This window comes from Dehalococcoides sp., from assembly GCF_041654235.1.
Taxonomy (GTDB): domain Bacteria; phylum Chloroflexota; class Dehalococcoidia; order Dehalococcoidales; family Dehalococcoidaceae; genus Dehalococcoides; species Dehalococcoides mccartyi_B.
In genome coordinates, this window is sequence record NZ_JBAZDW010000083.1 from 1 (window position 1) to 4570 (window position 4570).

Sequence of the window (4570 nt, forward strand, 5' to 3'; positions counted from 1 at the left end):
TTTCGTTATGGCTGTCATGCCGTCACCTCTAATGGTTTCGTATAATTTAAAATTCTTTTCGTCTTCATGGTCTTTACCCATGCCACTATTAAGTCATCCCCCTCTACTGAGAGTTTGATAATTCCGTTGGTACATTCATCGTGGCAGGTACGGCAGATACAGACGCAGTTTTCCCTGTCAAGAGCATCTCCGCATTGTCCACGTGATTTGATTTCGTGCTTATCCAGCAATGCCCATTTCCCACAGATAAGGCAGACGGCTCGGCTATCGTCCGTGCCACACTTTCCCTGCTCTTTGAGCATCTGTTTCTTAAGCTTAACTTCCTGTGACCTCTGTTTCTGCATCTTCTTGGATAGCTTCTTCAGGGGTGTCCTGCGTTTTAACTCTGTACGCTTCATATCTGTTCCAGTTCCAGTTCTATTCTGGGTGTGCCGAACTGCTTGCATGCCTGAATACTGGTTATTTGGCTGTCATCGTGCCACAGAACGCCATTACAGGCGTCACACAATAGTTTCAAGTAGTTATCTATATCCGGTCTGGTAATAGGCTGTGTTACCCGTTTTGGGGTGCTTGCAGGGCGCTGGCGGTAGAATGTAACAGTCAGTTTCAGCGCATCGTCCTTACCAAACGGCGGTTCGCGGAATTCCTGTGCCAGGGTATATTTGATGTAATTCTCAGCCCGTACTGTATCAACGGGAGTGTATGTTCCGTACTGACCCAGACGAGGACGGCCCTTAGCAACCGGGTGCATATAAATAATGCTCTTTACTCTGGTGGCCAGTTTCTCAGTCATTCTTAATCTCGCTCTGGATGATGTCCTTAAGAATTTCGGGTTTAGGTTGCCATCCTTCCAGTTCGCCCGTGAATTTTAAGAAAAACCTTTTAAGTTCCTGCCGGGTAACTACGAAACCGCCTGGTATTCGCTCTTTCCTAAGCGCTCCTGAACTTATCCATGTATTGACCTTGTGGGCCGGCACTCCCAACGCATAACAGATATCATCAACAGTAAAGAAACTTGGATTATCTGCTACACCATCAGACGCCTCGGCATTTAATAGCCTGTTTGCTTTACGGCGTACCCATTCGGGGTTAATATCCAGTTTTTTGGCCAGCATCTCTGCACTCTCGGCACTGCCGTCATATTCGTTCAGAAGCAATTCTTCTTCGGCTGCCGTCCATTTGTGGTAAATTTTCTTTGTCGCTACTGTCATTTGGCTATCCACCCCACAATTGAAATGATGAATTTGATAAAGAAGCAGACTGACATTCCGAGAAAGAAAATGGCAATAATTAACTCCACCCTGTCAGCCAGTTGTTTGTTGTTCATTTCGCTACCCATCCTGTCCCTTCACAATCACTGCACGTAGTATTGCCCGAACCTTTTTCCCATCGGATACCCTTGCCAACACATCGGATGCACTTTGTAACTCTTTGTATGCCTGAGAATTGGGCACCGCCGTCAGCGATATCAAACCTATAGGTCTCCCCATTCGGGTTATGTCCGTTTGCTGGCTCTTTAGCCTTGACGACTGTTAAGACGTTGTTATCCACCGTCATGTAAAGCGATGCCATATCCAGCGAGAATTGACCGCCACGGCCTAAGGTGGAAGTTTCGCCCTTCTGCAAAACTATCAGGCAAATACCATCACGCAAGCGTTTCTGGATATCCTCCATGATTTTGCCTATCTGGTAGAAGTTGTCAGAAAGGTTTATCCAGTCAATGATGTTCACGCAATCAGGTTCTATGGCGTATTCCCAATCTTCACGCCGGACTATCATCTGGAATTTTGGGCATCCGTTAGAACCAACCCCAGACCGCCAATCCATTCGGTTGACTACGGATTTGAAACGACCTGGGGCGTACTCATTGACCATCATCTGGCAGGGGAAATAATCCATGTTTTCCCAGAGGAAGTTACGGGCAAAGGTGGATTTACCCTTGTTGGACTGTCCTGCTACCACTATCAAATCAGCAGGGCGGATAACCACATGACCATCAAAACCAAAACAAGAGTTGTCCTTATGGGAAAAAGGCCAATGGATGTCTAAAGCATCCTTATCACTCGCTATAGTCCAATCTATATATTCTTTTTCTTTTAAAGAAAGAATAGAACGGTAATTTCGAACTTTTTTTTCGAGATTTCCCCGGTTAACCTCATAAGAAAGTTTCTTGGCGACATTGTTTCGGTTTTCTCTTTGGTGGATTTCCAGCTGACGGCAAATTATATCTAAGTCAAACGTCTCATTCTGGTGGATTTCCAGCCAGTTTTCGACCAACTCTGACACTTTTTTGTAGTCCCCAACTGATGTAATTTCTTGTTCTGCCATTTTAGAAATCTTTCTAATTTTTCGAATGTTTCTAACTTTTCAAAGTTTTCTAACTTTTCGAATAATTAAGGGTTTTTCGAATATTTCGAACTTTTCGAACCTTATAACCTGTCACGTCTGACCCAATTCCTTGATGCTTCAAGATGGGTTTCCAGCTTGTTGGCTTGATTGTCTAGCCTAGCCTTTATATGGCTTAACTCAGCCTGTATATTTCTAAGTCCATCCCTTTGTACGGGAAGGGTTTCCTCAGTCCTTAGCGGTTGTACAGCCTCTTTTTGATAGCGGGGGTACATCTGGCTTGCTACAACCTCTCCGTGGGTTATTTCGGCTTCGTACGCCCTGAAAGTAGGGCTGCATGGGAAGTCATAGAATGGTTCATAAGGCGTTTGTTCATACATGGCATAACTCTTTCTTTCTGAACAGGTCGTACTCTCTGCCCTTGCACTCTGAAAAAGGGCACTCAAGGCATGATGAGCAAACCTTCTTGCTGTATCTATTGGATAGGTAGGTATCAGCAACCCTGCACCCGCCGTTAGGTCTGGCGTCTATAAGGTCATTTAAATCCTTGTAGGTGTTTATTCTTCCTGATTCATACATACTCAGCTCCATATCCGGGCCGGTAACGGGCAGGGGAGGGAGATTTCCTGCCCGTTACTAACACCCGTTACTTCATGGCCACCCGTTCAGCTAACTCATTTTCTAGCCAGTCCAACTGTTCAGATGTAAGCGTGTGTATATCGGTTGGCAATCCAGACTCAGATAGGAACGTCTCAAACTTAACCTTTCCATAGCCGAGTTCTTTGGCATAATTACGGATTATGGTCAGCTGGTCAGAGGCTTCCGGCTCTGCCTTCGGTTTTTCTACTTTGTCTTTGTTGCACCATGTACCATCCTCACACTTATGGGAGTACCAAGTCTGGTCACCTTTAGTGATTTTCTTAAAAGGGACATGATGGATAGGGCATATAGGCAGGTCTTCAACTATCCTCGCCGTACCCTCTATCATTTCCTCGGCAGGGGTAGGTCTGTAACCTGCGAGTACAACTACCCATGCCAGAACATTCCGTAAGGCTTTGGCACAAGCTCTTGTTTGAGCCATACTCCTGAGTTGGAACAAGGGCTTGCTACGCCAGTTTGGCTCGTCATTCAGGCACATGGCCTCAGCCGCTGATATCTCCGTACCATCAGTCCGCACAGCTACCGCTGTAGCTTCAAAACCCTTAGCATCTCCATACTCAATAAAGCGAGATGTAATAATCTTGGCCGTTACTCCGTAGAAGCGTCCTAATGTCTGAAGGTCTTCAAATTCAAGATATTGCTCGCCGTTAAACAAGACAGGCTTGGCCTTCTTGGATACCACGTCTTTTAAGGCTTTAGCTGCCTGTTTTGCCTCTTCAAGAACAGCTTCAGGCGGTCTGGATATAATTAAGTCCTGAGGCTGGTCTATTGTTACTATGTCAGTTGTCATCTAATTCACTCCTGCTTTGATAATGTAGGCGCATGTTTCCCGTGTATCCTCAGTAATTAAGGGGATTACAGTGTCACTAACTTGCCCGCCTTTAATCAGGCTGGTCAGCACCTTTTCGTTAACGTGCTCGTCAATTACTGCTTCGGCATACTTGGCGGGCAGGTACTCACGTATCTTTGCGGGAGAGTAGATGATACTCTGGCGGCGTTGCTTGAGTGCGTACATGCCCAGCTCGGTGTCCTGAAAACTGCCTAGAGCGTCTATGGACTGCCTGATTTTGATATCAAGGTCGGCCAGCTCGTTTTCCATTGCTGGTAAGCCAGCCATTGTTCTGGCACCCAGTATCCGGGCTTCCATATACCGGCGTTGGTTCAGCAGTTCCGCCAATTCGGGCGGATTATTAAGGTCAACGGCACTTGCCGTATAATCCGGATTAGCTTTTGTGACCATTGGATAGCCTCCTGAGATTTTTAACTACCTGCGATATGGGCATCTCTCCAAACAGCTTTGTTAATACGGGGAGATTTTTATCGTACCCTGATATGCCAATCATTCATGTCTCCTTGTGGATTTATCTGACGTTGTTAACAATCCGTGGTTTGTGTTCTGCCTTTTGCCACTTCCAGTTAAAGGCAAATCCAAGAGCAAACCCGGCATAAAAACAAAAGAATAAGAATCCGAATATTTCCATTACATTAGCCTCCTTGTGCTAAGTCATTAGGCGGGGTATAATCACTATTAGGGTTTTATTTCTCACCTCTCTTCCACCGGGGA

At 45.8% G+C, this 4570-nt stretch carries 8 protein-coding genes; all 8 read right to left on the reverse strand.

Annotation, left to right across the window (positions count from 1 at the left end; all coding sequences use genetic code 11):
* Window positions 1-14: 14 nt before the first annotated feature.
* Window positions 15-398: a hypothetical protein gene (locus tag WC259_RS07670; protein ID WP_372644041.1), complete on the reverse strand. Its 384-nt coding sequence runs from the start codon at window positions 396-398 to the stop codon at window positions 15-17.
* Window positions 395-793: a RusA family crossover junction endodeoxyribonuclease gene (locus tag WC259_RS07675; protein WP_372644044.1), complete on the reverse strand. Its 399-nt coding sequence runs from the start codon at window positions 791-793 to the stop codon at window positions 395-397. The genes WC259_RS07670 and WC259_RS07675 overlap by 4 nt, the downstream gene beginning before the upstream one ends.
* The gene (locus WC259_RS07680) at window positions 786-1211 is read right to left on the reverse strand and encodes a hypothetical protein (RefSeq protein WP_372644047.1); all 426 of its coding nucleotides are present in this window, start codon (window positions 1209-1211) and stop codon (window positions 786-788) included. The genes WC259_RS07675 and WC259_RS07680 overlap by 8 nt, the downstream gene beginning before the upstream one ends.
* 112 nt (window positions 1212-1323) lie before the next feature.
* The gene (locus tag WC259_RS07685) at window positions 1324-2328 is read right to left on the reverse strand and encodes a hypothetical protein (RefSeq protein WP_372644050.1); all 1005 of its coding nucleotides are present in this window, start codon (window positions 2326-2328) and stop codon (window positions 1324-1326) included.
* A 101-nt stretch (window positions 2329-2429) separates the two neighbouring features.
* The gene (locus WC259_RS07690; protein WP_372644053.1) at window positions 2430-2726 is read right to left on the reverse strand and encodes a hypothetical protein; all 297 of its coding nucleotides are present in this window, start codon (window positions 2724-2726) and stop codon (window positions 2430-2432) included.
* Window positions 2719-2925, reverse strand: coding sequence for a hypothetical protein (locus tag WC259_RS07695; RefSeq protein WP_372644056.1), 207 nt, complete (start codon window positions 2923-2925; stop codon window positions 2719-2721). The genes WC259_RS07690 and WC259_RS07695 overlap by 8 nt, the downstream gene beginning before the upstream one ends.
* Window positions 2926-2992: 67 nt before the next feature.
* Window positions 2993-3796, reverse strand: a complete 804-nt coding sequence (locus tag WC259_RS07700; RefSeq protein WP_372644059.1) for a hypothetical protein — start codon at window positions 3794-3796, stop codon at window positions 2993-2995.
* Complete coding sequence (locus WC259_RS07705) at window positions 3797-4246, reverse strand: hypothetical protein (RefSeq protein WP_372644062.1); 450 nt, start codon at window positions 4244-4246, stop codon at window positions 3797-3799. It abuts the gene before it with no gap.
* Window positions 4247-4570 lie beyond the last annotated feature (324 nt).

Coding starts and splice junctions, on each gene's coding strand:
- WC259_RS07670 (WP_372644041.1), bottom strand. CDS start 398: ATGAAGCGTACAGAGTTAAAACGCAGGACACCCCTGAAGAAGCTATCC.
- WC259_RS07675 (WP_372644044.1), bottom strand. CDS start 793: ATGACTGAGAAACTGGCCACCAGAGTAAAGAGCATTATTTATATGCAC.
- WC259_RS07680 (WP_372644047.1), bottom strand. CDS start 1,211: ATGACAGTAGCGACAAAGAAAATTTACCACAAATGGACGGCAGCCGAA.
- WC259_RS07685 (WP_372644050.1), bottom strand. CDS start 2,328: ATGGCAGAACAAGAAATTACATCAGTTGGGGACTACAAAAAAGTGTCA.
- WC259_RS07690 (WP_372644053.1), bottom strand. CDS start 2,726: ATGTATGAACAAACGCCTTATGAACCATTCTATGACTTCCCATGCAGC.
- WC259_RS07695 (WP_372644056.1), bottom strand. CDS start 2,925: ATGTATGAATCAGGAAGAATAAACACCTACAAGGATTTAAATGACCTT.
- WC259_RS07700 (WP_372644059.1), bottom strand. CDS start 3,796: ATGACAACTGACATAGTAACAATAGACCAGCCTCAGGACTTAATTATA.
- WC259_RS07705 (WP_372644062.1), bottom strand. CDS start 4,246: ATGGTCACAAAAGCTAATCCGGATTATACGGCAAGTGCCGTTGACCTT.